Here is a 25881-nt window from a genome sequence, read left to right on the forward strand (position 1 = left end):
ATTGAAAGGTTTGGTTTCGACTGATATTAGGGGTATGCCCTAGCACTTCGGGGGTGCCGAAACAATTTGTTTCAAATTGATTTGGCGTAGTGCATTGCGTGCACCATATCGCCGCATGACATGCGCGGCGTGTGCCTGTTTCCGCGCAAAGGCCCGCATGACGGGGATGTCAGCGTATTGCCATCGGCTTGTCATCGATCGGAAAAGATTTCCGTCGTATTTGCCGAATTAAATAGAAGAGCGGAAAAAACGAAATGGCCATTCACGCAATGATTCGTGAATGGCCATGTTGAAAATTGCGCGCCGATGCGTAATCGGTCAGAACAGGTTGCGGCGGTCGGGGTCGTGCAGCGGGTCGGGCGTTTTCTGCGTGATGCGCAGGATGCCCTGCGGATCGAAGTAGAAGCTGTACATCATGTACCAGACGTTGTCCTCGAGATACCGATAGGTCCACACCTCGCGCTTCATCAGCGGGAAGTAGGACGTCTCGACGGGGCGTCCGAAGTTGACGAGGACGTCGGTCTTCGTCCACTTGCCGATCTCCGCGCGATAGAACTCGCTCGGCTGCAGGACCTGGCGTACGTTGACGATCTTGTGGGCCGCGTCGACGTCGGCCGCGACGGTGACTTCGCCCATCGGCTGGGTCGGCCACATCAGGCGCTTGCCGCCGCCGGGCAGGTCGTAGATCTCGCGCGGCGGGCCCATGCGCGCGACGATCGCCGACTCGTCCTGGCCGGCCTGGTATTGCTGCCACGGTTGCGCGCAACCGGCCAGCAGCGCGGCAGCGCTGGCAAGCAGCACCGGCACGCGCGCGGTAATGCGAATGCGCATGGGATTCTCCCGAACACGGAAACAAGTCCCGTTTTATCACGGACGGCGCGCGGCCGCGCATCGTGCGGAAAAAATCGGTGCGGATCGCCGGCGCCGTCGCGCTTGCGGGCGGCACGGGCGCCGGCCTATGATCCGCGCTTCTCGGGCAGATTGAAGGGCAGGTGGCCGATGCAGGGGTGGAAGCGGTGCGCGCTCGCGTTGAGCGCGGGGTGGATGCTGGTGTCGTCCGCGTTTGCCGGCGGCGAGCCGGTGCGGATCGCGGTGATCGAAGGGATGTCAGGCCCGTTCGCGAACGCGGGTGCGGCAGTCGAGCGCAACCTGCGCTTCGGCGTCGAGCAGGTCAACGCGGCCGGCGGCGTGAAGCTGCGCGACGGCGCGCATCCGCTCGAACTGGTCGTGCTCGACAGCAAGGGCAGCCCCGAGGAGGCGCTCGTGCAGTTGCGCGCGGCCGCGGACCGCCATATCGGGTTCGTCACGCAGGGCAACAGCTCGGCCGTCGCGGCCGCGCTCGTCGTGGCACTCGACAAGCTGAACGCGCGCGATCCGGACAACCGGATGCTGTTCCTCAACTATTCAGCCGACGATCCGGCGCTGACCGGCGCACGCTGCAGTTTCTGGCATTTCCGCTTCGATGCGCACGCGGGCATGCGGATGGCCGCGCTCGCGGACGTGATGGCGCGCGACCGCGCGCTGCGCAAGGTCTACCTGCTGAACCAGGACTACAGTTTCGGCCACGACGTCAGCGCGCTCGCACGGCAGGCGCTGGCCACGCGGCGCCCGGATGTGACGATCGCAGGCGACGAATTCCACCCGATCGGCCGGATCAAGGATTTCTCGCCGTACATCGCGAAGATCCGCGCGAGCGGCGCCGATGCCGTCGTGACCGGCAACTGGGGCAACGACCTCACGCTGCTCGTGAAGGCGGCGCGCGAGCAGGGGCTGAATGCGAAGTTCTATACGTTCTACGGCAACAGCCTCGGCGCGCCGGCGGCACTCGGCGACGCCGGTGTCGGGCGGGTCGTGGCCGTGGCGGACTGGCACCCTAACGCGGGCGGCGCGAAATCCGATGCGTTCTACCGCGCGTTCCGGAACCGTTTTCCGGCCGCCCAGGACGACTATCCGGTGCGCCGGATGAGCCTGATGATCGAGATGCTGGCCGCGGCGATGAACCGCGCGGGGTCGGTCGACCCCGTCGCGGTTGCGCGCGCGCTTGAGGGCTTGTCGTTCGACGACGGCTTCCACGCGTCGCGGATGCGCGCGCTGGATCACCAGTTGATCCAGCCCCTTTATGTAATGGAGATGGACAAGGTCGGCACGCCGGGCGTGCGCTTCGACAACGAGGGTTCGGGCTACGGCTTCCGGACGGTGCTCGCGGTGCCGGCGCAACGCACGGAGATGCCGTCCACGTGCTCGATGACGCGCCCGTGACAGGGGGCGGTAAGAACGGCGCGGAGTTGTGCTACAATGCGCGCCGGTTGTAAGTCACGGCACGGCCATTCTTCCGTGTCCGCCTGTTCAGTTAGAAAGGAAATCACATGTCTGTTGCAGATATCAAGAAGTCGGAAGTCGTTGCTCAGTTCGCCCGCGCTACCAACGACACGGGGTCGCCCGAAGTCCAGGTCGCTCTGCTGACCGCACGTATCGTCGAACTGACGGGTCACTTCAAGACCCACGCGAAGGATCACCACAGCCGCCGCGGCCTGCTGCGCATGGTGAGCCGCCGCCGCAAGCTGCTCGACTACCTCAAGGGCAAGGATGCCGACCGTTACCGCGCACTGATCGAGAAGCTGGGTCTGCGTAAGTAATCGAGGCGATTGCCGCCAGCAAGATGCCTGTGTCAGTCCGCTGATACAGGCATTTTGTTTTTGCGCGGTGCGTAGCGTCACACGCATCGCAGGCTGTCCGGCACGTTCGTGCGGGGCTGCCGCAACGACTGATACCGGGGCAGGATTTGTGTCATTCCAGCGCGTCGCTGCATGAGCGCCGCGCTGGAATGGCATAAAAAACACACCTTGCTCCGGGTGATTCGGTCGGGACGCCGCCGTGCTGGATGGCCGGCGCGGCGAATGAAATGCATGAATTCAAAGGAGCAACCATGTCCATGTTCAACAAGGTCGTGAAGGAATTCCAGTGGGGTCAGCACAAGGTGCGCCTCGAAACCGGTGAAGTCGCTCGCCAGGCGAGCGGTGCGGTGATCGTCGACGTCGAAGACACCGTCGTGCTGGCAACCGTCGTCGGCGCGAAGTCGGCGAAGCCGGGTCAGGATTTCTTCCCGCTGACCGTCGACTACCTCGAAAAGACCTACTCGGCCGGCAAGATCCCGGGCGGCTTCTTCCGCCGCGAAGGCCGTCCGTCGGAGCATGAGACGCTGACGTCGCGCCTGATCGACCGTCCGCTGCGCCCGCTGTTCCCGGAAGGCTTCTACAACGAAGTCCAGGTCGTGATTCACGTGCTGTCGGTGAACCCGGAAATCCCGGCGGACATCCCCGCGCTGATCGGCGCATCGGCTGCGCTCGCCGTGTCGGGCCTGCCGTTCAACGGCCCGGTCGGTGCCGCTCGCGTGGCCTACATCGACAACGCGTACGTGCTGAACCCGACGCGTGACCAGATCAAGGCATCGAGCCTCGACCTCGTCGTCGCCGGTACGGAACGTGCGGTGCTGATGGTCGAATCGGAAGCCGATCAACTGTCGGAAGACGTGATGCTGGGCGCCGTGGTGTTCGGCCACGAGCAAATGCAGGTCGCGATCGACGCGATCCACGAACTGGTGCGCGAAGGCGGCAAGCCTGAGTGGGACTGGCAGCCGGCACCGAAGAACGAAGCGCTGATCGCGCGCGTGACCGAGCTGGCACAGAACGAACTGCTCGCTGCTTACCAGCTCCGCGACAAGCAGGCACGTTCGGCGAAGCTGAAGGAAGTCTACGCAGCAACCTCGGCGAAGCTCGAGGAAGATGCGCTGGCAGCCGGTACGGTCGCAGCCGACAAGGCAACGGTCGGCAACGTGCTGTTCGACATCGAAGCCAAGATCGTCCGTTCGCAGATCCTGAACGGCGAGCCGCGTATCGACGGCCGCGACACGCGCACCGTGCGCCCGATCGAGATCCGCACCGGCGTGCTGCCGCGTACCCACGGCTCGGCGCTGTTCACGCGCGGCGAGACGCAGGCGCTGGTCGTCGCGACGCTCGGCACGAAGGGTGACGAGCAGATCATCGACGCGCTCGAAGGCGAGTACCGCGAGCGCTTCATGCTCCACTACAACATGCCCCCGTTCGCGACCGGCGAAACGGGCCGCGTCGGCTCGCCGAAGCGCCGCGAAATCGGCCACGGCCGCCTCGCGAAGCGCGCGCTGGTCAAGTGCCTGCCGAGCGCCGATGAATTCGGCTACTCGATCCGCGTCGTGTCGGAAATCACCGAATCGAACGGTTCGTCGTCGATGGCGTCGGTGTGCGGCGGCTGTCTCGCACTGATGGACGCCGGCGTGCCGATGAAGGCGCACGTCGCGGGTATCGCGATGGGCCTGATCCTCGAAGGCAACAAGTTCGCGGTGCTGACCGACATCCTCGGCGACGAAGATCACCTCGGCGACATGGACTTCAAGGTGGCCGGCACGGAGCAAGGCGTGACGGCACTGCAGATGGACATCAAGATCCAGGGCATCACGAAGGAAATCATGCAGGTCGCGCTCGCGCAAGCGAAGGAAGGCCGCATGCACATCCTCGGCAAGATGACGTCGGCGGTCTCGGGGGCGAACACGCAACTGTCGGAATTCGCGCCGCGCATGATCACGATCAAGATCAACCCGGAAAAGATCCGCGACGTGATCGGCAAGGGCGGTTCGGTGATCCGCGCGCTGACGGAAGAAACCGGCACGACCATCGACATCTCCGACGACGGCGTCGTGACGATCGCGAGCACGAACAGCGACGGCATGGCCGAAGCGAAGAAGCGCATCGAGAACATCACGGCAGAAATCGAAGTCGGCCAGGTGTACGAAGGCACGGTTCTGAAGCTGCTCGATTTCGGCGCGATCGTGAACCTGCTGCCGGGCAAGGATGGCCTGCTGCACATCTCGGAAATCGTCAACGAGCGTGTGAAGGACATCAACGACTACCTGAAGGAAGGCCAGCAAGTGAAGGTCAAGGTCATCCAGACGGACGAAAAGGGTCGTGTGCGTCTGTCGGCGAAGGCGCTGCTGAATGAAGCAGCGGCGGCGTCGCAGTCGGACACGCCGCCGCAGCAGTAAGCGGACAGGCGGACCAACGGCCGGCAGTGCGAAAGCGTGCCGGCCGTTTTTTCTGTAGCATCGTTGTGCGGCGCAGCAGCGCCGGTCAGGCGCCCGTGCCGCGTGCGGGCGCGCCATCCGATTCCGATCCTGATCCTGGAGCGACCATCACCATGAAAGCCATCGAAATCACCGAATTCGGTGCCCCCGACGTGCTGAAGCTTGCGGAGCGCCCGCGCCCCGAACCGAAGCGCGGCGAAGTGCTGATCAAGGTGGCGGCTTCCGGTGTGAACCGGCCTGACGTGTTCCAGCGCAAGGGCGCCTATGCGCCGCCGCCGGGTGCGTCGGATCTGCCTGGCCTCGAGGTCGCGGGCGAGATCGTTGGTGGCGACCTGTCCGACGCCGCGCAGAACCCGTTCGGCCTGAAGCTGGGCGATCGCGTGTGCGCGTTGCTCGCGGGCGGTGGCTATGCGGAATATGCGGTCGCACCGCTGCTGCAGTGCCTGCCGGTGCCCGAAGGACTGACCGATATCGAGGCCGCGTCGCTACCCGAAACGTTTTTCACCGTATGGAGCAACGTGTTCGACCGTGCGCAGCTCGGCGCGGGCGAGGGCGGCGAGCAGGAAACGCTGCTCGTGCAGGGCGGGTCGAGCGGCATCGGCGTGACGGCGATCCAGATCGCGCATGCGCTCGGCTTTCGCGTGTTCGCGACGGCCGGTACCGCCGACAAGTGCCGCGCATGCGAGGCGCTCGGCGCCGAACGCGCGATCAACTACAAGACGGAAGACTTTGTCGAGGTCGTGAAGTCGCTGACGCACGATCGCGGCGTCGACGTGATCCTCGACATGGTGGCGGGCTCATACGTGCCACGCGAGTTGTCCGCGCTCGCGGATGGCGGCCGTCTCGTGCTGATCGCGCTGCTCGGTGGCGCGAAGGCCGACGTCAACCTGGGCGAGATCCTGCGTCGCCGGCTGACGATCACGGGTTCGACGCTGCGCCCGCGTCCGGTCGAGTTCAAGGCGCAGATCGCCGCGCAACTGAAGTCGCGCGTATGGCCGCTGCTTGCCGATGGCCGCATCAAGCCGGTGATCTATCGCGTATTGCCGGCTGCGGACGCGGCGCAGGCGCACGCGCTGATGGAAAGCAGCGAGCACACCGGCAAGATCGTGCTCGATTGGGGTACGAACGCCTGACGGCCCATGCGGCCGGGCTTGACATGCGCGGTTTGACCGGTTCAAGCCGCGCGCAGTAAAATCGCCGGTTTGCTTCGCCAGATCAAACCTGACGGCCGGTTTCCGGCGCGTTAATGACCAAGCGGTGACGAGACAGACACGATGTCGAAACAGAGAACTAAGCGTGTGATCGGCAACTGGAAGATGCACGGCCGGCTGGCCGGCAACCAGGCGTTGCTGAACGAAGTGGTGCAGGGCGCGGGCGCGGTGGCGGCCGAAACGTCGGTCGGCGTGTGCGTGCCGTTCCCCTATCTCGCGCAGGTTCAGGCGCAGCTCGACGGCGGCCGTGTCGCCTGGGGTGCGCAGGACGTGTCCGCGCACGAGCAGGGCGCGTTCACCGGTGAAGTGGCGGCCGCGATGGTCGCGGAGTTCGGCGCACGCTATGCGATCGTCGGGCACTCGGAGCGCCGCGCGTATCACGGCGAGCGCAACGAGACGGTCGCGGCGAAGACGCAGCGCTCGCTCGCGGCGGGGCTCACGCCTGTCGTGTGCGTCGGCGAGACGCTCGACGAGCGCGAGTCGGGTGCGACCGAGCAGGTGGTCGGTGCGCAGCTCGACGCAGTGCTGGCCGTGCTGACGGTCGACGAGGCTGCACGGATTGTCGTCGCGTACGAACCGGTCTGGGCGATCGGCACGGGCAAGAGCGCGACGTCGGCGCAGGCACAGGATGTGCACGCGTTCCTGCGTGCGCGTCTCGCGGCAAAGGGCGCGGCGGACGTGTCCGTGCTGTACGGCGGCAGCGTGAAGCCGGACAACGCGGAAGAGCTGTTCGCGCAGCCGGACATCGACGGTGGCCTGATCGGCGGCGCGTCGCTGAAGGCGGAAGATTTCCTGGCGATCTGCCGGGCCGCGCGCTGAGCGGTCCGCGATCGAATTGAACCATGATGGCGGCCGGTCGATCCGGTCGCCTGATCCATTCGGGTGGGTGTGATGCTGTTATTCAAGACGCTGATTATTGTGGTGCAGGTGCTGTCTGCACTCGGTGTGATTGGTCTCGTGCTGCTGCAGCACGGCAAGGGTGCCGACATGGGCGCTGCGTTCGGCAGCGGCGCGTCGGGCAGCCTGTTCGGTGCAACGGGCTCGGCGAACTTCCTGTCGCGCACGACGGGCATTCTCGCGACGATCTTCTTCATCGCGACGCTCGCGCTGACGTACCTCGGTTCGTACAAGTCGACGCCGTCGGCAGGCGTGCTGGGTGGGGTTGCGACCGCACCGGCATCGGCGCCTGCAGCATCGGCACCGGTTGTCGCGGCATCCGCTGCCGCGGGTTCGGCTGCAAGCGCGCCGGGCCAGGACGTCCCGAAATAAAAAGTTCAAATTTTTGCGTTTGTGCGTTGAACAATTCTGGAAGTCAGGTTAGAATTTAATTCTTGAAGCGATTCGCGGGAAACAAGTAGTTACAACCCCGGTTGCATGCAGTGCCGACGTGGTGAAATTGGTAGACACGCTATCTTGAGGGGGTAGTGGCGAAAGCTGTGCGAGTTCGAGTCTCGCCGTCGGCACCAAAGTTACTCAATGCCAGCCGCTTCTAGTGGCTGGCATTTTTCATTTCTGGGGTGTGCTTGCGGTTGTCTTGCGATTGCATGCACTCCGAAATGATTCCTTCCGCCGGAAGTGGTATTCTCCGGACGCTCAGAACCAACCGATAGAGGATTGCCTTGAACCTCGCAGCCTATTACCCCGTCTTGTTGTTCCTCCTCGTGGGCACTGGTTTAGGTATAGCGCTGGTCAGCATCGGCAAGCTCCTTGGTCCCAACAAGCCGGACGTCGAGAAGAACGCACCGTACGAGTGCGGCTTCGAAGCCTTTGAAGACGCCCGGATGAAATTCGACGTCCGGTACTACCTCGTCGCTATCCTGTTCATCATCTTCGATCTCGAAACCGCATTCCTGTTTCCGTGGGGCGTCGCGCTCCGGGATATCGGCTGGCCGGGTTTCATCGCAATGATGATTTTTCTGCTCGAATTCCTGCTGGGCTTTGCCTATATCTGGAAGAAAGGCGGCCTCGATTGGGAGTGATGGGTTAATCGCCGGTTTGCATGGGCGGCCACGCTCGGTCGCTCGTCTGGAGTGGAAAGCAAATGAGTATCGAAGGGGTCTTGAAGGAAGGGTTTGTCACCACGACGGCTGACAAGCTGATCAACTGGACGCGTACTGGCTCGCTGTGGCCGATGACGTTCGGGCTCGCGTGTTGCGCCGTCGAAATGATGCATGCGGGCGCGGCCCGTTATGACCTGGACCGGTTCGGCGTCGTGTTTCGCCCGAGTCCGCGTCAGTCGGACGTGATGATCGTCGCCGGCACGCTCTGCAACAAGATGGCGCCCGCGCTGCGTCGCGTGTACGACCAGATGGCCGAGCCGCGCTGGGTGATCTCGATGGGATCGTGCGCGAACGGCGGTGGCTACTACCACTACTCGTACTCGGTGGTCCGCGGCTGCGACCGGATCGTGCCGGTCGACGTCTATGTGCCGGGCTGTCCGCCCACGGCAGAGGCGCTGGTCTATGGCGTGATCCAGCTTCAGGCGAAGATCCGCCGCACCAATACCATCGCCCGTCAATAAAGCCCCGAGCGTCCCCTCAATATGGCAAGCAAAATCGAGACCCTCAAGGCAAACCTCGAAGCCGCGCTCGGCGCGCGCGTGGTGAGCCTCACCGAAGCGATCGGTGAACTGACGCTCGTCGTAAAGGCGAGCGATTACCTCGAAGTCGCAAAGATGCTGCGCGACGATCCGAAGCTCCGTTTCGAGCAACTGATCGACCTGTGCGGCGTCGACTACCAGACCTTCGGCGACGGCGCTTACGACGGCCCGCGTTTCGCGGCCGTGTCGCACCTGCTGTCGGTCACGAACAACTGGCGCCTGCGCCTGCGTGCATTCGCGCCGGACGACGACCTGCCGATCGTGGCATCGCTGGTCGACATCTGGACCTCCGCGAACTGGTACGAGCGCGAAGCGTTCGACCTGTACGGCATCGTGTTCGAAGGCCACCCCGACCTGCGCCGCATCCTCACCGACTACGGCTTCATCGGCCACCCGTTCCGCAAGGACTTCCCGGTGTCGGGCTACGTCGAAATGCGTTACGACCCGGAAGAGAAGCGGGTCGTGTACCAGCCGGTGACGATCGAGCCGCGCGAAATCACGCCGCGCGTGATCCGCGAGGATCGCTATGGCGGTCTGAAACATTAAGGGGGCGTCATGGCAGAAATCAAGAACTACACGCTCAACTTCGGCCCGCAGCACCCGGCAGCGCACGGCGTGCTGCGCCTCGTGCTCGAGCTCGACGGCGAAGTCATCCAGCGTGCCGATCCGCACATCGGCCTGCTGCACCGCGCGACCGAAAAGCTCGCGGAATCCAAAACGTTCATCCAGTCCGTGCCGTACATGGATCGTCTCGACTACGTGTCGATGATGGTCAACGAGCACGGCTACGTGCTCGCGATCGAAAAGCTGCTCGGCATCGAAGTGCCGGAGCGCGCGCAGTACATCCGCGTGCTGTTCGACGAGATCACGCGCGTGCTGAACCACCTGATGTGGATCGGCGCGCACGCACTCGACGTCGGCGCGATGGCCGTGTTCCTGTACGCATTCCGCGAACGCGAAGACCTGATGGACGTGTACGAAGCGGTGTCCGGTGCCCGGATGCACGCGGCGTACTACCGTCCGGGCGGCGTCTATCGCGATCTGCCTGACGCAATGCCGCAATACAAGGCGTCGAAGATCCGTAACGAGAAGGCGCTCGCGAAGATGAACGAAGCGCGCAGCGGCTCGGTGCTCGACTTCATCGACGACTTCTTCACGCGCTTCCCGAAGTGCGTCGACGAATACGAAACGCTGCTCACCGACAACCGGATCTGGAAGCAGCGTCTGGTCGGGATCGGCGTGGTCAGCCCGGAACGTGCGCTGCAGATGGGCCTGACGGGCCCGATGCTGCGCGGCTCGGGCATCGCCTGGGATCTGCGCAAGAAGCAGCCGTACGAAGTGTACGATCGCATGGATTTCGATGTGCCGGTCGGCGTGAACGGTGATTGCTACGACCGCTATCTGGTGCGCGTCGAAGAAATGCGCCAGTCGATCCGTATCGCGAAACAGTGTATTGAGTGGCTCCGCAAGAATCAGGGCCCGGTGATGACGGACAATCACAAGGTTGCCCCGCCGTCGCGCGTCGGCATGAAGACCAACATGGAAGACTTGATTCACCACTTCAAGCTCTTCACCGAAGGTTTCCATGTGCCGGAAGGCGAAGCGTACGCGGCGGTCGAGCATCCGAAGGGTGAGTTCGGCATCTACCTCGTGTCGGATGGTGCCAACAAGCCGTATCGCCTCAAGATTCGCGCGCCGGGTTTCGCGCACCTGGCGTCGCTCGACGAAATGGCACGCGGTCACATGATCGCCGATGCCGTCACGATCATCGGTACGCAGGACATCGTGTTCGGCGAAATCGATCGCTAATGGTTAGCGCCGCCCGCGCGAGCGGGCGGCGAGCAGCAAGTCACACGCGATGCGCGCTGAACCGGCGCGGCTTCGTAAGCTGTCAACAGTGAGCGCCAGGTCTGCCGTCCATGCACCCCAGTGTGCGGCAGGTTGTTCGTTCGGTAGGAATTGAAAGAGTCGTGTCTGAAAATGATCTCAGCTGAAGGCCTGAAGGAAATCGATCGAGCGTTGACGAAGTATCCCGCCGATCAGAAACAGTCCGCCGTGATGTCGGCGTTGGCCGTTGCTCAGGAAGAGCACGGCTGGCTGTCGCCCGAACTGATGCAGTTCGTTGCGGACTATCTCGGCATGCCGGCCGTTGCCGTGCAGGAAGTCGCGACGTTCTACACGATGTACGAGCTCAACCCGGTCGGCAAGCACAAGATCACGCTCTGTACGAACCTGCCGTGCCAGCTTGGCCCGCACGGCGGCGCGGAAGCGACTGCCGACTACCTGAAACAGAAGCTGGGCATCGGCTTCGGCGAGACCACGCCCGACGGCAAGTTCACGCTGAAGGAAGGCGAATGCATGGGCTCGTGCGGCGATGCACCGGTGCTGCTGGTGAACAACCACAGAATGTGCAGCTTCATGAGCCGCGAGAAGATCGACCAGCTGCTTGAGGAGCTCTCGAAATGACGTCCCTCCACGACCGTCACATCAAACCGCTGATCCTCGCTGGTCTGAACGGCGAGAACTGGCATCTCGAAGATTACGTCGCGCGTGGCGGCTACAAGCAGCTGCGCCGCATTCTCGAAGAAAAGATTCCGCCCGAGCAGGTGATCGCCGACGTCAAGGCGTCGGGCCTGCGTGGCCGTGGCGGTGCGGGCTTCCCGACCGGCCTGAAGTGGAGCTTCATGCCGCGCCAGTTCCCGGGGCAGAAGTACCTCGTCTGCAACTCGGACGAAGGCGAACCGGGCACGTTCAAGGATCGCGACATCCTGCGCTGGAACCCGCATGCGCTGATCGAAGGCATGGCCATCGGCGCGTACGCGATGGGCATCACCGTCGGCTACAACTACATCCACGGCGAAATCTTCGAAGTGTATCGACGCTTCGAAGCCGCGCTCGATGAAGCGCGCGCTGCCGGGTTCCTCGGCGACAACATCATGGGCTCGGAATTCTCGTTCCAGCTGCACGCGCACCACGGTTACGGCGCGTACATCTGCGGCGAAGAAACGGCACTGCTCGAGTCGCTCGAAGGCAAGAAGGGCCAGCCGCGCTTCAAGCCGCCGTTCCCGGCGAGCTTCGGCGTGTACGGCAAGCCCACCACGATCAACAACACCGAGACGTTCGCCGCGGTGCCGTTCCTGCTGTCCATCGGGCCGCAGAATTACCTTGAGATCGGCAAGCCGAACAACGGCGGCACGAAGATTTTCTCGGTGTCGGGCGACGTCGAGCGTCCGGGCAACTACGAAGTGCCGCTCGGCACGCCGTTCGCGACGCTGATGGAGCTCGCCGGCGGGATGCGCGGCGGCAAGAAGATCAAGGCCGTGATTCCGGGCGGTTCGTCGGCGCCGGTGATCCCGGGCGACATCATGATGCAGACGGATCTCGACTACGATTCGATCGCGAAGGCGGGCTCGATGCTCGGTTCCGGCGCGGTGATCGTGATGGACGAGACGCGCTGCATGGTGCGCTCGCTGCTGCGCCTGTCGTACTTCTACTACGAGGAATCGTGCGGCCAGTGCACGCCGTGCCGTGAAGGCACCGGCTGGCTGTATCGCGTCGTGAATCGTATCGAGCACGGCGAAGGGCGCCAGGAAGATCTGGACCTGCTGAACTCGGTTGCCGAGAACATCATGGGCCGCACGATCTGTGCACTCGGCGATGCGGCGGCGATGCCGGTACGCGGGATGCTCAAGCACTACTGGGATGAATTCGCGTACCACGTCGAGCACAAGCACTGCATGGTCGGCGGCCACGCGCACGCAGCGGCAGCCTGAAGCGTACCCGGTTGCGGAATTTGAGCGCACGGTCGGGCGAAGGCGCGAACGGGCGGAAATAGGTTAAGGACCATTCACCATCATGGTTGAACTTGAAATAGACGGCAAGAAGGTCGAGGTGCCCGAAGGCAGCATGGTGATCCAGGCTGCGCACAAGGCGGATAAGTACATTCCTCACTTCTGCTATCACAAGAAACTGTCGGTTGCGGCCAACTGCCGGATGTGTCTCGTCGAAGTCGAGAAGATGCCGAAGGCCGTGCCTGCCTGTGCGACCCCCGTGTCGGCCGGCATGATCGTCCATACGCAATCCGACAAGGCCGTGAAGGCGCAGCAGTCGGTGATGGAATTCCTCCTCATCAACCACCCGCTCGACTGCCCGATCTGCGATCAGGGTGGCGAATGCCAGCTGCAGGATCTGGCGGTCGGTTACGGCAAGTCGTCGTCGCGCTACGCGGAAGAGAAGCGCGTGGTGTTCCACAAGAACGTGGGCCCGCTGATCTCGATGGAAGAAATGTCGCGCTGCATCCACTGCACGCGCTGCGTCCGCTTCGGTCAGGAAATCGCCGGCGTGATGGAGTTCGGCATGCTGGGCCGCGGCGAGCACTCGGAAATCACGACGTTCGTCGGCAAGACGGTCGATTCCGAAATGTCGGGCAACATGATCGACCTGTGCCCGGTCGGCGCGCTGACCAGCAAGCCGTTCCGCTACAGCGCCCGGACGTGGGAACTGTCGCGCCGCAAGTCGGTGAGCCCGCACGATTCCGTCGGCGCGAACCTCGTGGTACAGGTGAAGAACAACCGCGTGATGCGCGTGCTGCCGTTCGAGAACGAAGCCATCAACGAATGCTGGATTTCGGACAAGGATCGCTTCTCGTATGAAGGCCTCAACAGCGAAGAGCGCCTGACGAAGCCGATGCTGAAGCAGGGCGGCCAGTGGATCGAAACCGACTGGCAGACCGCACTCGAATATGTCGCGAAGGGCCTGAAGGGCATCGCTGCGGATCACGGCGCGAACGCGCTGGCGATGCTCGCAAGCGCGCACAGCACGGCCGAAGAGCTGTTCCTCGTGAAGCAGCTCGCCAACGAACTGAAGACGCCGAACGTCGACTTCCGTCTGCGCCAGCAGGATTTCTCGGCGCCGGTCCAGGGCGCGCCGTGGCTCGGCATGCCGATCGCCGACCTGTCGAACGTGGACGCCGCGTTCGTCGTCGGTTCGTTCCTGCGCCGCGACCACCCGCTGTTCGCCGCCCGCCTGCGTCAGGCCGCGAAGAACGGCGCGAAGCTGCACTTCCTGCACGCAACCGGTGACGACGCGCTGATCCCGACCGCGCAACGCATCGTTGCTGCGCCGTCCGCGTGGCTCGACGAGCTGGCCGGCATCGCCGCGGCCGTCGCGCAACTGCGCGGCGTCGCGCTGCCCGACACGCTCGCGGGCGTCACGGCATCGCCGGCTGCACAGGCTGTCGCCCAGTCGCTCGCGAACGGCGAACGCCGCGCGGTGCTGCTCGGCAACGTCGCGGTCCGCCATCCGGAATTCGCCAAGCTGCACGCTGTCGCCAAGTGGATCGCCGACAACACCGGCGCCACGTTCGGTTTCCTGACGGAAGCGGCGAACACGGTCGGTGCGCACGTCGTCGGCGCACTGCCGGGCGAAGGCGGCCTGAACGCACGCGAAGCGTTCGCGCAGCCGCGCAAGGGCTACGTGCTGCTGAACGTCGAACCGGAATTCGACACTGCCGACCCGGCGCAGGCGCTTGCCGCCCTGAACCAGGCGGAAATGGTCGTCGTGATGTCGCCGTTCAAGCACGGCCTCGACTACGCCGACGTGCTGCTGCCGGTTGCGCCGTTCACGGAAACGGCCGGCACGTACGTGAATGCGGAAGGCACCGTGCAGAGCTTCAACGGCGTCGTGCGCCCGCTCGGCGACACGCGTCCGGGCTGGAAGGTACTGCGCGTGCTCGGTAGCCTGCTCGGCCTGCCGAACTTCGAATACGAGACCTCGGAAGAAGTGCGTCTCGCAGCGCTCGGCGACGCCGGCGTCGCGGGCCGCCTGTCGAACCAGACGTCGGTCGCACCGGTGCGCGTCGCGGCGAATGCCGCGAACGGCGGGTTCGAGCGCCTGGCCGATGTGCCGATCTATCACGCCGACGCACTCGTGCGCCGCGCAGGTGCGCTGCACCTGACGGCCGCTGCGAAGGCGGCGAATGCCGCAGCCCTGCCGGCCGCGCTGTTCGACAAGCTGGGCTTGAAGGAGGGCGACGCGGTGCGCGTGCGCCAGGGCGAGCGTGCGGTGCAGTTGCCGGCCGTGCGCGACGCGAATCTTGCGGAGACCGTCGTTCGCGTGTCGGCGGCGACGCCTGCCGGCGCAGCGCTCGGTAGCCTGTCCGGTGAACTGGTGGTGGAGAAGGCGTAAATGAGCTTGTTCGATACGATCAACGCGGGCGGGTCCCAGCTTCTCGGCTTCGCGTGGCCGACGGTGTGGGCAGTCGTGCGCATCCTCGTCGTCTCCGTCGTCATCCTGCTGTGCGTCGCGTACCTGATTCTGTGGGAACGCAAGCTGATCGGCTGGATGCACGTGCGTCTCGGCCCGAACCGCGTCGGCCCCGGCGGCCTGCTGCAGCCGATCGCCGACGTGCTGAAGCTGCTGCTGAAGGAAGTCATTCAGCCGAGCGCCGCCAGCCGCTGGCTGTACCTGATCGCGCCGGTGATGACCGTCGTGCCGGCGTTCGCCGTGTGGGCGGTGATCCCGTTCCAGGCCAAGGCCGTGCTCGCGGACATCAACGCGGGCCTGCTGTACGCGATGGCGATCTCGTCGATCGGCGTGTACGCGGTGATTCTCGCCGGCTGGGCGTCGAACTCGAAGTACGCATTTCTCGGTGCGATGCGCGCCGCGGCGCAGATGGTCTCGTACGAAATCTCGATGGGCTTCGCGCTGGTGCTCGTGCTGATGACGGCCGGCAGCCTGAACATGTCGGAAATCGTCGGCTCGCAGCAACACGGCTTCTTCGCTGGCCACGGCGTGAACTTCCTGTCGTGGAACTGGCTGCCGCTGCTGCCGGCGTTCGTCGTGTACTTCATCTCGGGCATCGCCGAAACGAACCGCCACCCGTTCGACGTGGTGGAAGGGGAGTCGGAAATCGTCGCGGGTCACATGATCGATTACTCGGGTATGGCGTTCGCGCTGTTCTTCCTCGCCGAGTACATCAACATGATCGTGATCTCGGCGCTGACTGCGACGCTGTTCCTCGGCGGCTGGGATGCACCGTTCGAATTCCTGTCGTTCATTCCGGGCATCTTCTGGCTGGTGCTGAAGATATTCGCGCTGCTGTCGGTGTTCATCTGGGTTCGCGCGACGTTCCCGCGTTTCCGTTACGACCAGATCATGCGCTTGGGCTGGAAGGTGTTCCTGCCCGTCACGGTGGTCTGGGTGGTCGTGGTCGGCTTCTGGATGATGTCGCCGCTCAACATCTGGGTGAAGTAATCGGACGAAATCATGAGCGCAATCCAACACTTCTTTAAGACCTTCTTCCTGACCGAGCTGCTGCAGGGGCTCGCGCTGACCGGCCGTTACACGTTCAAGCGCAAGGTCACCGTGCAGTTCCCGGAAGAAAAGACGCCGATTTCGCCGCGTTTCCGCGGGCTGCATGCACTGCGCCGCTACGAAAACGGCGAAGAGCGCTGCATCGCGTGCAAGCTGTGCGAGGCCGTGTGCCCCGCGATGGCGATCACGATCGAATCGGAAACGCGCGCGGACAACACGCGCCGCACGACGCGCTACGACATCGACCTGACGAAGTGCATCTTCTGCGGTTTCTGCGAAGAGAGCTGCCCGGTCGATTCGATCGTCGAGACGCAGATTCTCGAGTACCACGGCGAAAAGCGCGGCGACCTGTATTTCACGAAGGAAATGCTGCTCGCAGTGGGCGATCGCTACGAGAAGGACATCGCAGCGGCGAAGGCTGCCGACGCGCCGTATCGTTGATTGTGTTTGCAGTGCCGGCCCGAAGCACGGGCCGAGCCGCCGCGACGGGTGCGGCTCGCAAGAGCGTCCCGCAAGCCGCGCCTGACTATGGCCTAACGATGAACCGGTAATCATGGAATTCACGACCGTACTGTTCTACATCTTCGCGCTGCTCCTGGTGGTATCAGGGCTGAAGGTGATCACTTCGCGCAACCCGGTGGCGTCTGCGCTTTTCCTTGTGCTGGCGTTCTTCAACGCCGCCGCGATCTGGATGCTGCTGGAAGCGGAGTTCCTCGCGATCCTGCTGGTGCTGGTCTACGTGGGCGCCGTGATGGTGCTGTTCCTGTTCGTCGTGATGATGCTGGACATCAACATCGACTACCTGCGTCGCGACTTCAAACGCTTCGTCCCGATGGCGACCGTGGTCGGTGCGATCATCGTGATCGAAACCGCGCTGATCCTGTGGCGCGGCTACGGCGACACGCAGACGGTGCACGCGATGACGACGGGCGAGATGGCCAACTGGTCGAACACGCGACTGATCGGCAAGGTGATCTACACCGACTACATCTTCGCGTTTGAAATCGCCGGCCTCGTGCTGCTGGTCGCGATCATTGCCGCAATCGGGCTGACCGAGCGCAAGGGCAAGGACAGCAAGCGCCAGCGCGTGTCGGATCAGGTCAAGGTGCGCCGCAACGACCGCGTGCGCCTCGTGAAGATGGAAGCGGAAAAGCCGCAGCCGGAAACGGCGCAGAGCGAAGCCGGTTCGAGCACCAACGGCTAAGCGGAGGAAAAGAAAACCATGCTGACACTGGCTCACTACCTCGTACTCGGCGCGATCCTCTTTGCGATCGCGATCGTCGGGATCTTCCTGAACCGCCGCAACGTCATCATCATCCTGATGTCGATTGAACTGATGCTGCTGGCGGTGAACACCAACTTCGTCGCGTTTTCGCATTACCTCGGCGATGTGCACGGCCAGATCTTCGTGTTCTTCGTGCTGACGGTCGCCGCAGCGGAAGCCGCGATCGGCCTCGCGATTCTGGTGACCCTGTTCCGTAAGCTCGACACGATCAATGTCGAGGATCTCGATCAGCTCAAAGGTTAATTTCAGGCAACGCTGTTATGTCAACGACACTCAATGAAAACCTGCTGCTGGCGATTCCGCTCGCTCCGCTGGCCGGCTCGCTGATTGCGGGGCTGTTCGGGAACGCAGTCGGGCGCAAGGGCGCACACCGGATCACGATCCTCGGCGTAATGATCGCGTTCCTCCTGTCGGCGAAAGTCTTCTTCGACGTGATGGGCGGCGCAAGCTTCAACGCGACCGTCTACGAATGGATGAACGTCGGTTCGCTGAAGCTCGAAGTCGGCTTCCTCGTCGATTCGCTGACCGCGATGATGATGGTCGTCGTGACCTTCGTCTCGCTGATGGTGCACGTGTACACGATCGGCTACATGGCGGAAGAAGACGGCTACCAGCGCTTCTTCTCGTACATCTCGCTGTTCACGTTCTCGATGCTGATGCTCGTGATGAGCAACAACTTCCTGCAGCTGTTCTTCGGCTGGGAAGCGGTGGGTCTGGTGTCGTACCTGCTGATCGGCTTCTACTTCACGCGTGAGAGCGCGATCTACGCGAACATGAAGGCGTTCCTCGTGAACCGCGTGGGTGACTTCGGCTTCCTGCTCGGCATCGGCCTGCTGCTCGCATTCGCGGGTTCGATGAACTACGGCGAAGTGTTTGCGAAGCGCGCGGAACTCGCGAGCCTGCACTTCCCGGGCACCGACTGGGGCCTGCTGACCGTGGCCTGTATCTGCCTGTTCATCGGCGCGATGGGTAAGTCGGCACAGTTCCCGCTGCACGTGTGGCTGCCGGACTCGATGGAAGGCCCGACCCCGATCTCCGCGCTGATTCACGCGGCGACGATGGTGACCGCCGGCATCTTCATGGTGTCGCGCATGTCGCCGCTGTTCGAACTGTCGGATACCGCGCTGTCGTTCATCACGGTGATCGGCGCGATCACGGCGCTCTTCATGGGCTTCCTCGGTATCGTCCAGAACGACATCAAGCGTGTGGTCGCGTACTCGACGCTGTCGCAGCTCGGCTACATGACCGTCGCGCTCGGCGTGTCCGCTTACCCGGTCGCCGTGTTCCACCTGATGACGCACGCGTTCTTCAAGGCGCTGCTGTTCCTCGGCGCCGGCTCGGTCATCATGGGCATGCACCACGACCAGGACATGCGCAACATGGGCGGCCTGCGCAAGTACATGCCGATCACGTGGATCACGTCGCTCGTCGGTTCGCTCGCGCTGATCGGCACGCCGTTCTTCTCGGGCTTCTACTCGAAGGACTCGATCATCGACGCAGTGAAGCTGTCGCACCTGCCGGGTTCGGGCTTCGCATACTTCGCGGTCGTCGCGAGCGTGTTCGTCACGGCGCTGTACTCGTTCCGCATGTACTTCCTGGTGTTCCACGGCGAAGAGCGCTTCCGCAAGCCGAAGCATCCGGAATCGCCGATGGGCATGGCGGCTGCACACGGCCACGACGATCACGGCCATGGCCACGGTCATGACGACCACGCGCACGAGCCGCACGAGACCCCGTGGGTCGTGTGGGTGCCGCTGGTCCTGCTGGCGATCCCGTCGGTCATCATCGGTGCGTTCGCGATCAGCCCGATGCTGTTCGGTGACTTCTTCCAGCACGGCGTTGCATTCGACAAGGTGATCTTCATCGGCGAAAACCATCCGGCACTGGCCGAGATGGCCGAAGAGTTCCACGGCTGGGTGGGCATGGGCCTGCACTCGGTGTCGGGCCTGCCGGTCTGGCTCGCACTCGCCGGTGTCGTTGTCGCGTGGTTCCTGTACCTGAAGCGTCCGGAACTGCCGGCGTCGATCCGCCGCGCGTTCGGCCCGATCTACACGCTGCTGGACAACAAGTACTACATGGACAAGATCAACGAAGTGGTGTTCGCCCGCGGTTCGGTGGCGATCGGCCGCGGCCTGTGGAAGGAGGGTGACGTCGTGGTGATCGACGGCCTCGTCAACGGCAGCGCCCGGTTCATTGGCTGGTTCGCCAGCGTGATCCGCTTCCTCCAATCCGGTTACATCTATCACTACGCGTTCGCCATGATCATCGGCATGCTGGGGCTCCTGACCCTGTTTGTAACGCTCGGCGGCAAATAAGGCGGGGGACAACTTAATGCACGCTTTTCCGATTCTCAGTACCGCGATCTGGCTGCCGATCGTTTTCGGCCTCCTCGTGCTTGCGGTGGGTAACGATAAAAATCCGGGGACGGCCCGCTGGATTGCGCTGATCGGTTCGCTGCTCGGCCTGGCGGTCACGATCCCGTTGATCACGGGCTTCGATTCGAGCACGGCTGCGCTGCAGTTCGTCGAGAACTCGACCTGGATCGAACGCTTCGACATCGCGTATCACCTCGGCGTTGACGGCATCTCGATGTGGTTCGTCGTGCTGACCGCGCTGATCACGGTGATCGTCGTGATCGCCGCATGGGAAGTGATCACCGAGAACGTCGCGCAGTACCTCGCGGCGTTCCTGATCCTGTCCGGGATCATGATCGGCGTCTTCTCGGCGGCCGACGGCCTGCTGTTCTACGTGTTCTTCGAAGCGACCCTGATCCCGATGTACATCATCATCGGCGTGTGGGGCGGCCCGAACCGCGTGTATGCAGCATTCAAGTTCTTCCTGTACACGCTGGCCGGCTCGCTGCTGATGCTGGTCGCACTGATCTATCTGTACACGGAAACGCATTCGTTCGACCTCGCGACGTGGCAGAACGCGAAGATCGCGATGACGCCGCAGATACTGTTGTTCATTGCCTTCTTCCTCGCATTCGCAGTGAAGGTGCCGATGTGGCCGGTTCACACCTGGCTGCCGGACGCGCACGTGGAAGCGCCGACGGGCGGCTCGGTCGTGCTGGCTGCGATCATGCTGAAGCTCGGCGCATACGGTTTCCTGCGCTTCTCGCTGCCGATCACGCCTGACGCGAGCCACTTCCTGGCACCCGTCGTGATCACGCTGTCGCTGATCGCGGTGATCTACATCGGCCTCGTCGCGATGGTGCAGTCCGACATGAAGAAGCTGGTCGCGTATTCGTCGATCGCGCACATGGGCTTCGTCACGCTCGGCTTCTTCATCTTCAACCAGCTCGGCGTCGAAGGCGCGATCATCCAGATGATCTCGCACGGCTTCGTGTCGGGCGCGATGTTCCTCTGCATCGGCGTGCTGTACGACCGCGTGCACTCGCGCCAGATCGCCGATTACGGTGGTGTCGTCAACGTGATGCCGAAGTTCGCGGCCTTCGCGATGCTGTTCTCGATGGCCAACTGCGGCCTGCCGGGCACGTCGGGTTTCGTCGGCGAGTTCATGGTGATTCTCGCTGCCGTCCAGTACAACTTCTGGATCGCATTCGGTGCGGCATTCACGCTGATCCTCGGTGCTGCTTACACGCTGTGGATGTACAAGCGCGTGTACTTCGGCGCGGTTGCGAACGATCACGTTGCCAAGCTGAAGGACATCGGCCGTCGCGAATTCGTGATGCTGGCCGTGCTCGCCGCGTTCACGATGCTGATGGGCCTGTATCCGAAGCCTTTCACCGACGTGATGCACGTTTCCGTGGAAAACCTCCTCTCCCATGTCGCGCAGTCGAAGCTGCCGCTGGCCCAGTAATCGCGAGCGGAGGAACTCAAGATCATGAACGCTCCTATGAATGTCCTGTTGCCTGACGCGCTGGTGATGGCCGCCATCGTCGTCGCATGGCTGAACGACACCTTTACCGGTGCTTCCGGCCGCCGTCTGACTTATCTGATCGCGGTCGTATCGTCGGTCGTTGCCGGCGTGTGGTTCGCGGTGCAGGCACTCGACCCGCAGCAGTACTACTTCTTCTCGAAGATGATCGTCGTCGACTCGTTCGCGAGCATGATGAAGGCGGTCGTGTCGTTCGGTTTCGCGGTCTCGCTCGTCTATTCGCGCAAGTACCTCGAAGATCGCGACATGTTCCGCGGCGACGTGTTCCTGCTCGGCATGTTCTCGCTGCTCGGTCAGCTGGTCATGGTGTCGGGCAACAACTTCCTGACGCTGTACCTCGGTCTCGAACTGATGTCGCTGTCGCTGTACGCAGTCATCGCGCTGCGCCGTGACGCCGCGCAGTCGAGCGAAGCCGCGATGAAGTACTACGTGCTGGGCGCGCTCGCGTCGGGCTTCGTGCTGTACGGCATCTCGATGCTCTACGGCGCGACCGGCTCGCTCGAGCTGGGCGAGGTGTACAAGGCGGTCGGCGGCAACACCGACGCAGCCGTGCTGATGTTCGGCGTGGTCTTCATCGTCGCCGGTATCGCGTTCAAGCTCGGCGCCGTGCCGTTCCACATGTGGGTGCCGGACGTCTATCAAGGCGCACCGACCGCGATGACGCTGTTCGTCGGCGGCGGCCCGAAGGTTGCCGCGTTCGCGTGGGGTCTGCGTTTCCTGGTGATGGGCCTGCTGCCGCTCGCACAGAACTGGCAGACCGCGCTCGTGATCCTCGCTGCGCTGTCGCTGATCGTCGGTAACATCACCGGTATCGTCCAGCGCAACATCAAGCGGATGCTCGCTTACTCGGCGATCTCGAACATGGGCTTCGTGCTGCTCGGCCTGCTCGCGGGCATCGTGAAGGGCGACGCGGCGGCACCGGCGAATGCATACAGCTCGGCGATGTTCTACGCGATCGTCTACCTGATCACGACGCTCGGCTCGTTCGGCGTGGTGATGCTGCTCGCGCGCCGCGATTTCGAAGCCGAAACGATCGACGACTTCAAGGGCCTCAACAAGCGCAGCCCGGTGTTCGCGTTCGTGATGATGGTCATGATGTTCTCGCTGGCAGGTATCCCGCCGACCGTCGGCTTCTACGCGAAGCTCGCCGTGCTCGAGGCGACCGTCAACGCGGGCCTCACGTGGCTGGCCGTGCTGGCCGTGATCACGTCGCTGTTCGGCGCGTTCTACTACCTGCGCATCGTGAAGCTGATGTACTTCGATGCACCGCAGGATGTGACGCCGATCTCGGGCGATTTCTGCAAGCGCACGATCCTCGTGCTGAACGGCCTCGCGGTCGTCGTGCTCGGCCTGATCCCGAGCCCGCTGCTGACGGCTTGCCTGCAGGCAATTCGTCACACGCTGCCGCTGTAATGTCGGCAGCCGGCTGGTTTATCGTGCTGTTGGCGCTCGTCTGCGCCAACCTGCCGTTCCTGAACCAACGCCTCTTCGCCGTCGTGCCGTTCGGTGCGACGAAGAAGAGCGGGTGGGTACGGATCGGCGAGCTGATCGTGCTGTACTTCATCGTTGGGGCGCTCGGCTTCTGGCTCGAGTCGCGCGCCGGCAACCGCTTCGAACAGGGCTGGCAGTTCTACGCGATCACGTTCAGTTTGTTCGTCGTGTTCGCGTTTCCCGGCTTCACGTTCCAATATCTCGTCAAACGACGCTGACAAGGGCCTGTCCGCGCTAATAACAAGCTTGCAAACGCGCCTTACGGGCCGTAATGCAAGGAGTGAGGAGCGCCGTTTGGCCGCGCCAAACGCCCCGAAGGAAGTCCCCTTGGGGGACAAGCGACGATCGACGTCGCAGTACGGCCGGTAAGGCGCGTTCCCCTGATCGGAAAAATGCTGTAGTGGGGCTGGCCGCCAGAAGGGCCGATCGTGGCGTCATGCTCCTCGCGAATACGTCGAGTATTCGCTTCGTCGCATTCCTTGCGCTCGGCCCTTCTGGCGGCCAGCGCAAGCTTGTTATTAGCGCGGACAGGCCCTTGGCCGTCGCGCTCATTCCTGGAGCCGCCGATGGCCGAACTACCCAATCACGACGCCGCACTGACCGAAACCTGCCTCGAAAGCGAGGCGATCTTCGAAGGCGCGTTCCTCAAGCTCAAGCGCGATACCGTCCGTCTGCCGGACGGCAAGCAGGCCACGCGCGAATACGTCCAGCATCCGGGCGCGGTGATGGTGATCCCGCTGTTCGACGACGGCCGCGTGCTGATGGAAAGCCAGTATCGCTACCCGATCGGCAAGGTGATGGCCGAATTCCCGGCTGGCAAGCTGGATCCGAACGAAGGCGCGCTCGCATGCGCGGTGCGCGAACTGCGCGAGGAAACGGGTTACACCGCACGCGAGTATGTATTCCTGGCCCGGATTCACCCGATCATTTCCTATTCGACCGAATTCATCGACCTGTACCTGGCGCGCGGGCTGACGGCCGGCGAGCGCAAGCTCGATGAAGGCGAATTCCTCGAAACCTTCACCGCGACGCAAGCCGATCTGCAGGAATGGGTGCGCACGGGCCAGATCTCCGACGTGAAGACGATCATCGGTACGATGTGGCTCGACAAGGTGCTGTCCGGCACGTGGCCGCTCGGGCCGGTCCTGACACCCTGAGTGCGGCGTCAGCGGCGGGTGGGGCGCCGCGTTACAATCCGATGACGCGACGCCTCCGCGTCGCGCGTCCGATTTTTAGCACGACCGTTCACAAAACCGCTTTTTGCGCTACACTCGTCACACGCCCTGATTCAGCATGAAGGTCCTCGATTTACAGTGCCCGCACGGTCATCGGTTCGAAGGCTGGTTCGCTTCCGCCGATGAATTCGAAGCGCAGTTGTCCCGCAAGCTGGTCGAATGCCCGGTGTGCGGAACGACCGAGGTCAACCGTCTGCCGTCGGCGCCGCGCCTGAACCTGTCGGGCGCGACGCAGGCGCAGCCGGCCGATCCGCGTGCACTGCAGGCGCAGGTGATGCGTGCGCTGCGCGAGGTGCTGGAGAAAACCGAGAATGTGGGCGAGCGCTTCGCTGAGGAAGCGCGGCGCATCCATTACAACGAGGCGCCGGCACGCAGCATTCGTGGCGTCACGACGCCCGAAGATGCGCAATCCTTGGCCGAAGAAGGCATCGACGTGATGCCGCTGCCAATTCCTGCCGCGCTGAAAGAACCGCTGCAATAACGTATGCAGTGAGTCTTCGTCGGGCCGGATGGCTGCGGACAGGAGACACTGCGCATGGATCTGGATTATTCCCCCTCGGACGACGCGTTCCGCGTCGACGTTCGCGCCTGGCTTGAGGCCAACTTGCCTCACGCACTGCGCGCCAAAGTACTCGATCACAAACGACTCAACCGCGAGGATTTCGCGAGCTGGCACCGGATTCTCGGCCAGCGCGGCTGGTCCGCGCCCGCGTGGCCGGTCGAATATGGCGGCCCGGGCTGGAACGCGACGCAGCGGCATATCTGGGATGAGGAGTGCGCACGGATCGGCGCGCCGACCGTGCTGCCGTTCGGCGTATCGATGGTCGCGCCGGTGTTGATGAAATACGGCAGCGAAGCGCAGAAGCGTCATTATCTGCCGCGCATTCTCGATGGCTCGGACTGGTGGTGCCAGGGCTACTCGGAGCCGGGTTCGGGATCCGATCTCGCATCGCTGCGCACGCGCGCCGAGCGCCATGGCGACCACTACATCGTCAATGGCCAGAAGACCTGGACGACGCTCGGTCAGTACGCCGACATGATGTTCTGCCTCGTGCGCACCGATCCGGCTGCGAAGAAACAGGAGGGGATCTCGTTCCTTCTGATCGACATGAAGACACCCGGCATCACGGTGCGCCCGATCGTCATGCTCGACGAGGACCACGAGGTCAACGAGGTGTTCTTCGAGGACGTGAAGGTGCCGGTCGAGAATCTCGTCGGCGATGAGAATCGCGGCTGGACCTACGCGAAATACCTGCTTGGCCATGAGCGCACCGGGATCGCGCGCGTCGGCGCGTCGAAGCGCGAGCTCGCGTTCCTGAAGCGCGTGGCGTCGAACCAGCGCAAGAACGGCAAGCCGTTGCTCGCCGATCCCGTGTTCGCCGCGAAGGTCGCGGCGCTCGAGGTCGAGCTGATGGCGCTTGAAGTGACGGTGCTGCGCGTCGTCAGCCGCGAGACGAGCGGCAAGGGGCCGGGCCCCGAGGCGTCGATGCTGAAGATCAAGGGCACGGAAGTGCAGCAGGCGCTCACCGAGCTGATGGTCGATGCGATCGGCCCGCTCGCCGCACCGTTCGACGTACCGTTCCTCGACGGCCAGCGCGAGCACAGCATCGCGGGCGACGACGATGCGGCACCGCTTGCCGCGTACTACTTCAATTACCGGAAGACGTCGATCTACGGCGGTTCGAACGAGATCCAGAAGAACATCATCGCGCAGATGATTCTGGGGCTGTGAT

General features: G+C 63.4%; 25 protein-coding genes and 1 tRNA gene. 25 read left to right on the forward strand and 1 reads right to left on the reverse strand.

Annotated elements, in window-relative coordinates:
• Window positions 1-318 precede the first annotated feature (318 nt).
• Window positions 319-831 carry a hypothetical protein gene (locus tag QZM67_RS28260; protein WP_043188863.1) on the reverse strand — a complete coding sequence of 171 codons (513 nt, stop codon included), beginning with the start codon at window positions 829-831 and terminating at the stop codon, window positions 319-321.
• A gap of 168 nt (window positions 832-999) precedes the next feature.
• On the opposite strand from QZM67_RS28260, the gene QZM67_RS28265 reads away from it, so the two are divergent.
• From QZM67_RS28265 to QZM67_RS28385, 25 genes are all read left to right on the forward strand, one after another.
• Complete coding sequence (locus QZM67_RS28265; RefSeq protein WP_301808455.1) at window positions 1000-2259, forward strand: branched-chain amino acid ABC transporter substrate-binding protein; 1260 nt, start codon at window positions 1000-1002, stop codon at window positions 2257-2259.
• A 107-nt stretch (window positions 2260-2366) separates the two neighbouring features.
• A complete protein-coding gene (rpsO, locus tag QZM67_RS28270; protein WP_043188860.1) occupies window positions 2367-2636 on the forward strand; it encodes a 30S ribosomal protein S15 in 270 nt (89 codons plus the stop codon).
• A gap of 290 nt (window positions 2637-2926) precedes the next feature.
• The gene (gene pnp, locus QZM67_RS28275; protein WP_175023705.1) at window positions 2927-5074 is read left to right on the forward strand and encodes a polyribonucleotide nucleotidyltransferase; all 2148 of its coding nucleotides are present in this window, start codon (window positions 2927-2929) and stop codon (window positions 5072-5074) included.
• Between the two features lie 152 nt (window positions 5075-5226).
• Window positions 5227-6246, forward strand: a complete 1020-nt coding sequence (locus QZM67_RS28280) for an NAD(P)H-quinone oxidoreductase (protein ID WP_175023706.1) — start codon at window positions 5227-5229, stop codon at window positions 6244-6246.
• Window positions 6247-6387: 141 nt separating this feature from the next.
• A complete protein-coding gene (gene tpiA, locus QZM67_RS28285; protein ID WP_301808458.1) occupies window positions 6388-7143 on the forward strand; it encodes a triose-phosphate isomerase in 756 nt (251 codons plus the stop codon).
• 72 nt (window positions 7144-7215) lie between these two features.
• Window positions 7216-7593 carry a preprotein translocase subunit SecG gene (secG, locus tag QZM67_RS28290; protein ID WP_175023708.1) on the forward strand — a complete coding sequence of 126 codons (378 nt, stop codon included), beginning with the start codon at window positions 7216-7218 and terminating at the stop codon, window positions 7591-7593.
• Between the two features lie 112 nt (window positions 7594-7705).
• Window positions 7706-7790, forward strand: a tRNA-Leu gene (locus tag QZM67_RS28295).
• A gap of 153 nt (window positions 7791-7943) precedes the next feature.
• The gene (locus QZM67_RS28300; protein WP_006398798.1) at window positions 7944-8303 is read left to right on the forward strand and encodes an NADH-quinone oxidoreductase subunit A; all 360 of its coding nucleotides are present in this window, start codon (window positions 7944-7946) and stop codon (window positions 8301-8303) included.
• Window positions 8304-8365: 62 nt separating this feature from the next.
• Window positions 8366-8845: an NADH-quinone oxidoreductase subunit B family protein gene (locus QZM67_RS28305; RefSeq protein WP_006398799.1), complete on the forward strand. Its 480-nt coding sequence runs from the start codon at window positions 8366-8368 to the stop codon at window positions 8843-8845.
• A gap of 21 nt (window positions 8846-8866) precedes the next feature.
• A complete protein-coding gene (locus QZM67_RS28310; protein ID WP_043188849.1) occupies window positions 8867-9469 on the forward strand; it encodes an NADH-quinone oxidoreductase subunit C in 603 nt (200 codons plus the stop codon).
• Window positions 9470-9478: 9 nt separating this feature from the next.
• Complete coding sequence (locus tag QZM67_RS28315; protein WP_043188847.1) at window positions 9479-10732, forward strand: NADH-quinone oxidoreductase subunit D; 1254 nt, start codon at window positions 9479-9481, stop codon at window positions 10730-10732.
• A 171-nt stretch (window positions 10733-10903) separates the two neighbouring features.
• The gene (gene nuoE, locus QZM67_RS28320; protein ID WP_006756903.1) at window positions 10904-11389 is read left to right on the forward strand and encodes an NADH-quinone oxidoreductase subunit NuoE; all 486 of its coding nucleotides are present in this window, start codon (window positions 10904-10906) and stop codon (window positions 11387-11389) included.
• The gene (gene nuoF, locus QZM67_RS28325) at window positions 11386-12696 is read left to right on the forward strand and encodes an NADH-quinone oxidoreductase subunit NuoF (RefSeq protein WP_006478267.1); all 1311 of its coding nucleotides are present in this window, start codon (window positions 11386-11388) and stop codon (window positions 12694-12696) included. Before nuoE ends, nuoF begins: the two co-directional genes overlap by 4 nt.
• A gap of 82 nt (window positions 12697-12778) precedes the next feature.
• On the forward strand, window positions 12779-15109 hold the full coding sequence (gene nuoG / locus QZM67_RS28330; protein ID WP_043188839.1) for an NADH-quinone oxidoreductase subunit NuoG: 2331 nt from the start codon (window positions 12779-12781) through the stop codon (window positions 15107-15109).
• A complete protein-coding gene (gene nuoH, locus QZM67_RS28335) occupies window positions 15110-16177 on the forward strand; it encodes an NADH-quinone oxidoreductase subunit NuoH (protein WP_043188836.1) in 1068 nt (355 codons plus the stop codon).
• 12 nt (window positions 16178-16189) lie between these two features.
• Window positions 16190-16678: an NADH-quinone oxidoreductase subunit NuoI gene (gene nuoI, locus QZM67_RS28340; RefSeq protein ID WP_011352695.1), complete on the forward strand. Its 489-nt coding sequence runs from the start codon at window positions 16190-16192 to the stop codon at window positions 16676-16678.
• A 112-nt stretch (window positions 16679-16790) separates the two neighbouring features.
• Window positions 16791-17441, forward strand: a complete 651-nt coding sequence (locus tag QZM67_RS28345; RefSeq protein WP_301808463.1) for an NADH-quinone oxidoreductase subunit J — start codon at window positions 16791-16793, stop codon at window positions 17439-17441.
• A gap of 18 nt (window positions 17442-17459) precedes the next feature.
• Complete coding sequence (nuoK, locus tag QZM67_RS28350) at window positions 17460-17765, forward strand: NADH-quinone oxidoreductase subunit NuoK (protein WP_006478272.1); 306 nt, start codon at window positions 17460-17462, stop codon at window positions 17763-17765.
• A gap of 17 nt (window positions 17766-17782) precedes the next feature.
• Window positions 17783-19837, forward strand: coding sequence for an NADH-quinone oxidoreductase subunit L (gene nuoL / locus QZM67_RS28355; protein ID WP_043188827.1), 2055 nt, complete (start codon window positions 17783-17785; stop codon window positions 19835-19837).
• Window positions 19838-19853: 16 nt separating this feature from the next.
• Window positions 19854-21344, forward strand: a complete 1491-nt coding sequence (locus tag QZM67_RS28360) for an NADH-quinone oxidoreductase subunit M (protein WP_043188824.1) — start codon at window positions 19854-19856, stop codon at window positions 21342-21344.
• Between the two features lie 36 nt (window positions 21345-21380).
• On the forward strand, window positions 21381-22835 hold the full coding sequence (gene nuoN, locus QZM67_RS28365; RefSeq protein ID WP_179258716.1) for an NADH-quinone oxidoreductase subunit NuoN: 1455 nt from the start codon (window positions 21381-21383) through the stop codon (window positions 22833-22835).
• On the forward strand, window positions 22835-23131 hold the full coding sequence (locus QZM67_RS28370; protein WP_043188818.1) for a DUF2818 family protein: 297 nt from the start codon (window positions 22835-22837) through the stop codon (window positions 23129-23131). The genes nuoN and QZM67_RS28370 overlap by 1 nt, the downstream gene beginning before the upstream one ends.
• Window positions 23132-23479: 348 nt before the next feature.
• The gene (locus tag QZM67_RS28375; protein WP_089450952.1) at window positions 23480-24070 is read left to right on the forward strand and encodes an NUDIX domain-containing protein; all 591 of its coding nucleotides are present in this window, start codon (window positions 23480-23482) and stop codon (window positions 24068-24070) included.
• Window positions 24071-24206: 136 nt separating this feature from the next.
• A complete protein-coding gene (locus QZM67_RS28380) occupies window positions 24207-24629 on the forward strand; it encodes a DUF1178 family protein (RefSeq protein ID WP_043188814.1) in 423 nt (140 codons plus the stop codon).
• A 54-nt stretch (window positions 24630-24683) separates the two neighbouring features.
• Window positions 24684-25880: an acyl-CoA dehydrogenase family protein gene (locus QZM67_RS28385; protein ID WP_301808468.1), complete on the forward strand. Its 1197-nt coding sequence runs from the start codon at window positions 24684-24686 to the stop codon at window positions 25878-25880.
• The last annotated feature ends 1 nt before the right edge of the window (window position 25881 follow it).

This window comes from Burkholderia sp. AU45251, assembly GCF_030482905.1.
Taxonomy (GTDB): domain Bacteria; phylum Pseudomonadota; class Gammaproteobacteria; order Burkholderiales; family Burkholderiaceae; genus Burkholderia; species Burkholderia aenigmatica.

Excerpts from the sequence above, each read along its gene's own strand:
- QZM67_RS28310 (WP_043188849.1), top strand. The coding sequence starts at position 8,867 with ATGGCAAGCAAAATCGAGACCCTCAAGGCAAACCTCGAAGCCGCGCTC.
- rpsO (WP_043188860.1), top strand. The coding sequence starts at position 2,367 with ATGTCTGTTGCAGATATCAAGAAGTCGGAAGTCGTTGCTCAGTTCGCC.
- nuoL (WP_043188827.1), top strand. The coding sequence starts at position 17,783 with ATGTCAACGACACTCAATGAAAACCTGCTGCTGGCGATTCCGCTCGCT.
- QZM67_RS28315 (WP_043188847.1), top strand. The coding sequence starts at position 9,479 with ATGGCAGAAATCAAGAACTACACGCTCAACTTCGGCCCGCAGCACCCG.
- QZM67_RS28265 (WP_301808455.1), top strand. The coding sequence starts at position 1,000 with ATGCAGGGGTGGAAGCGGTGCGCGCTCGCGTTGAGCGCGGGGTGGATG.
- QZM67_RS28375 (WP_089450952.1), top strand. The coding sequence starts at position 23,480 with ATGGCCGAACTACCCAATCACGACGCCGCACTGACCGAAACCTGCCTC.
- QZM67_RS28360 (WP_043188824.1), top strand. The coding sequence starts at position 19,854 with ATGCACGCTTTTCCGATTCTCAGTACCGCGATCTGGCTGCCGATCGTT.
- QZM67_RS28380 (WP_043188814.1), top strand. The coding sequence starts at position 24,207 with ATGAAGGTCCTCGATTTACAGTGCCCGCACGGTCATCGGTTCGAAGGC.
- nuoN (WP_179258716.1), top strand. The coding sequence starts at position 21,381 with ATGAATGTCCTGTTGCCTGACGCGCTGGTGATGGCCGCCATCGTCGTC.
- pnp (WP_175023705.1), top strand. The coding sequence starts at position 2,927 with ATGTCCATGTTCAACAAGGTCGTGAAGGAATTCCAGTGGGGTCAGCAC.
- QZM67_RS28280 (WP_175023706.1), top strand. The coding sequence starts at position 5,227 with ATGAAAGCCATCGAAATCACCGAATTCGGTGCCCCCGACGTGCTGAAG.
- nuoG (WP_043188839.1), top strand. The coding sequence starts at position 12,779 with ATGGTTGAACTTGAAATAGACGGCAAGAAGGTCGAGGTGCCCGAAGGC.
- QZM67_RS28385 (WP_301808468.1), top strand. The coding sequence starts at position 24,684 with ATGGATCTGGATTATTCCCCCTCGGACGACGCGTTCCGCGTCGACGTT.
- nuoK (WP_006478272.1), top strand. The coding sequence starts at position 17,460 with ATGCTGACACTGGCTCACTACCTCGTACTCGGCGCGATCCTCTTTGCG.
- QZM67_RS28260 (WP_043188863.1), bottom strand. The coding sequence starts at position 831 with ATGCGCATTCGCATTACCGCGCGCGTGCCGGTGCTGCTTGCCAGCGCT.
- QZM67_RS28370 (WP_043188818.1), top strand. The coding sequence starts at position 22,835 with ATGTCGGCAGCCGGCTGGTTTATCGTGCTGTTGGCGCTCGTCTGCGCC.
- QZM67_RS28305 (WP_006398799.1), top strand. The coding sequence starts at position 8,366 with ATGAGTATCGAAGGGGTCTTGAAGGAAGGGTTTGTCACCACGACGGCT.
- nuoH (WP_043188836.1), top strand. The coding sequence starts at position 15,110 with ATGAGCTTGTTCGATACGATCAACGCGGGCGGGTCCCAGCTTCTCGGC.
- nuoI (WP_011352695.1), top strand. The coding sequence starts at position 16,190 with ATGAGCGCAATCCAACACTTCTTTAAGACCTTCTTCCTGACCGAGCTG.
- nuoF (WP_006478267.1), top strand. The coding sequence starts at position 11,386 with ATGACGTCCCTCCACGACCGTCACATCAAACCGCTGATCCTCGCTGGT.
- secG (WP_175023708.1), top strand. The coding sequence starts at position 7,216 with ATGCTGTTATTCAAGACGCTGATTATTGTGGTGCAGGTGCTGTCTGCA.
- tpiA (WP_301808458.1), top strand. The coding sequence starts at position 6,388 with ATGTCGAAACAGAGAACTAAGCGTGTGATCGGCAACTGGAAGATGCAC.
- nuoE (WP_006756903.1), top strand. The coding sequence starts at position 10,904 with ATGATCTCAGCTGAAGGCCTGAAGGAAATCGATCGAGCGTTGACGAAG.
- QZM67_RS28345 (WP_301808463.1), top strand. The coding sequence starts at position 16,791 with ATGGAATTCACGACCGTACTGTTCTACATCTTCGCGCTGCTCCTGGTG.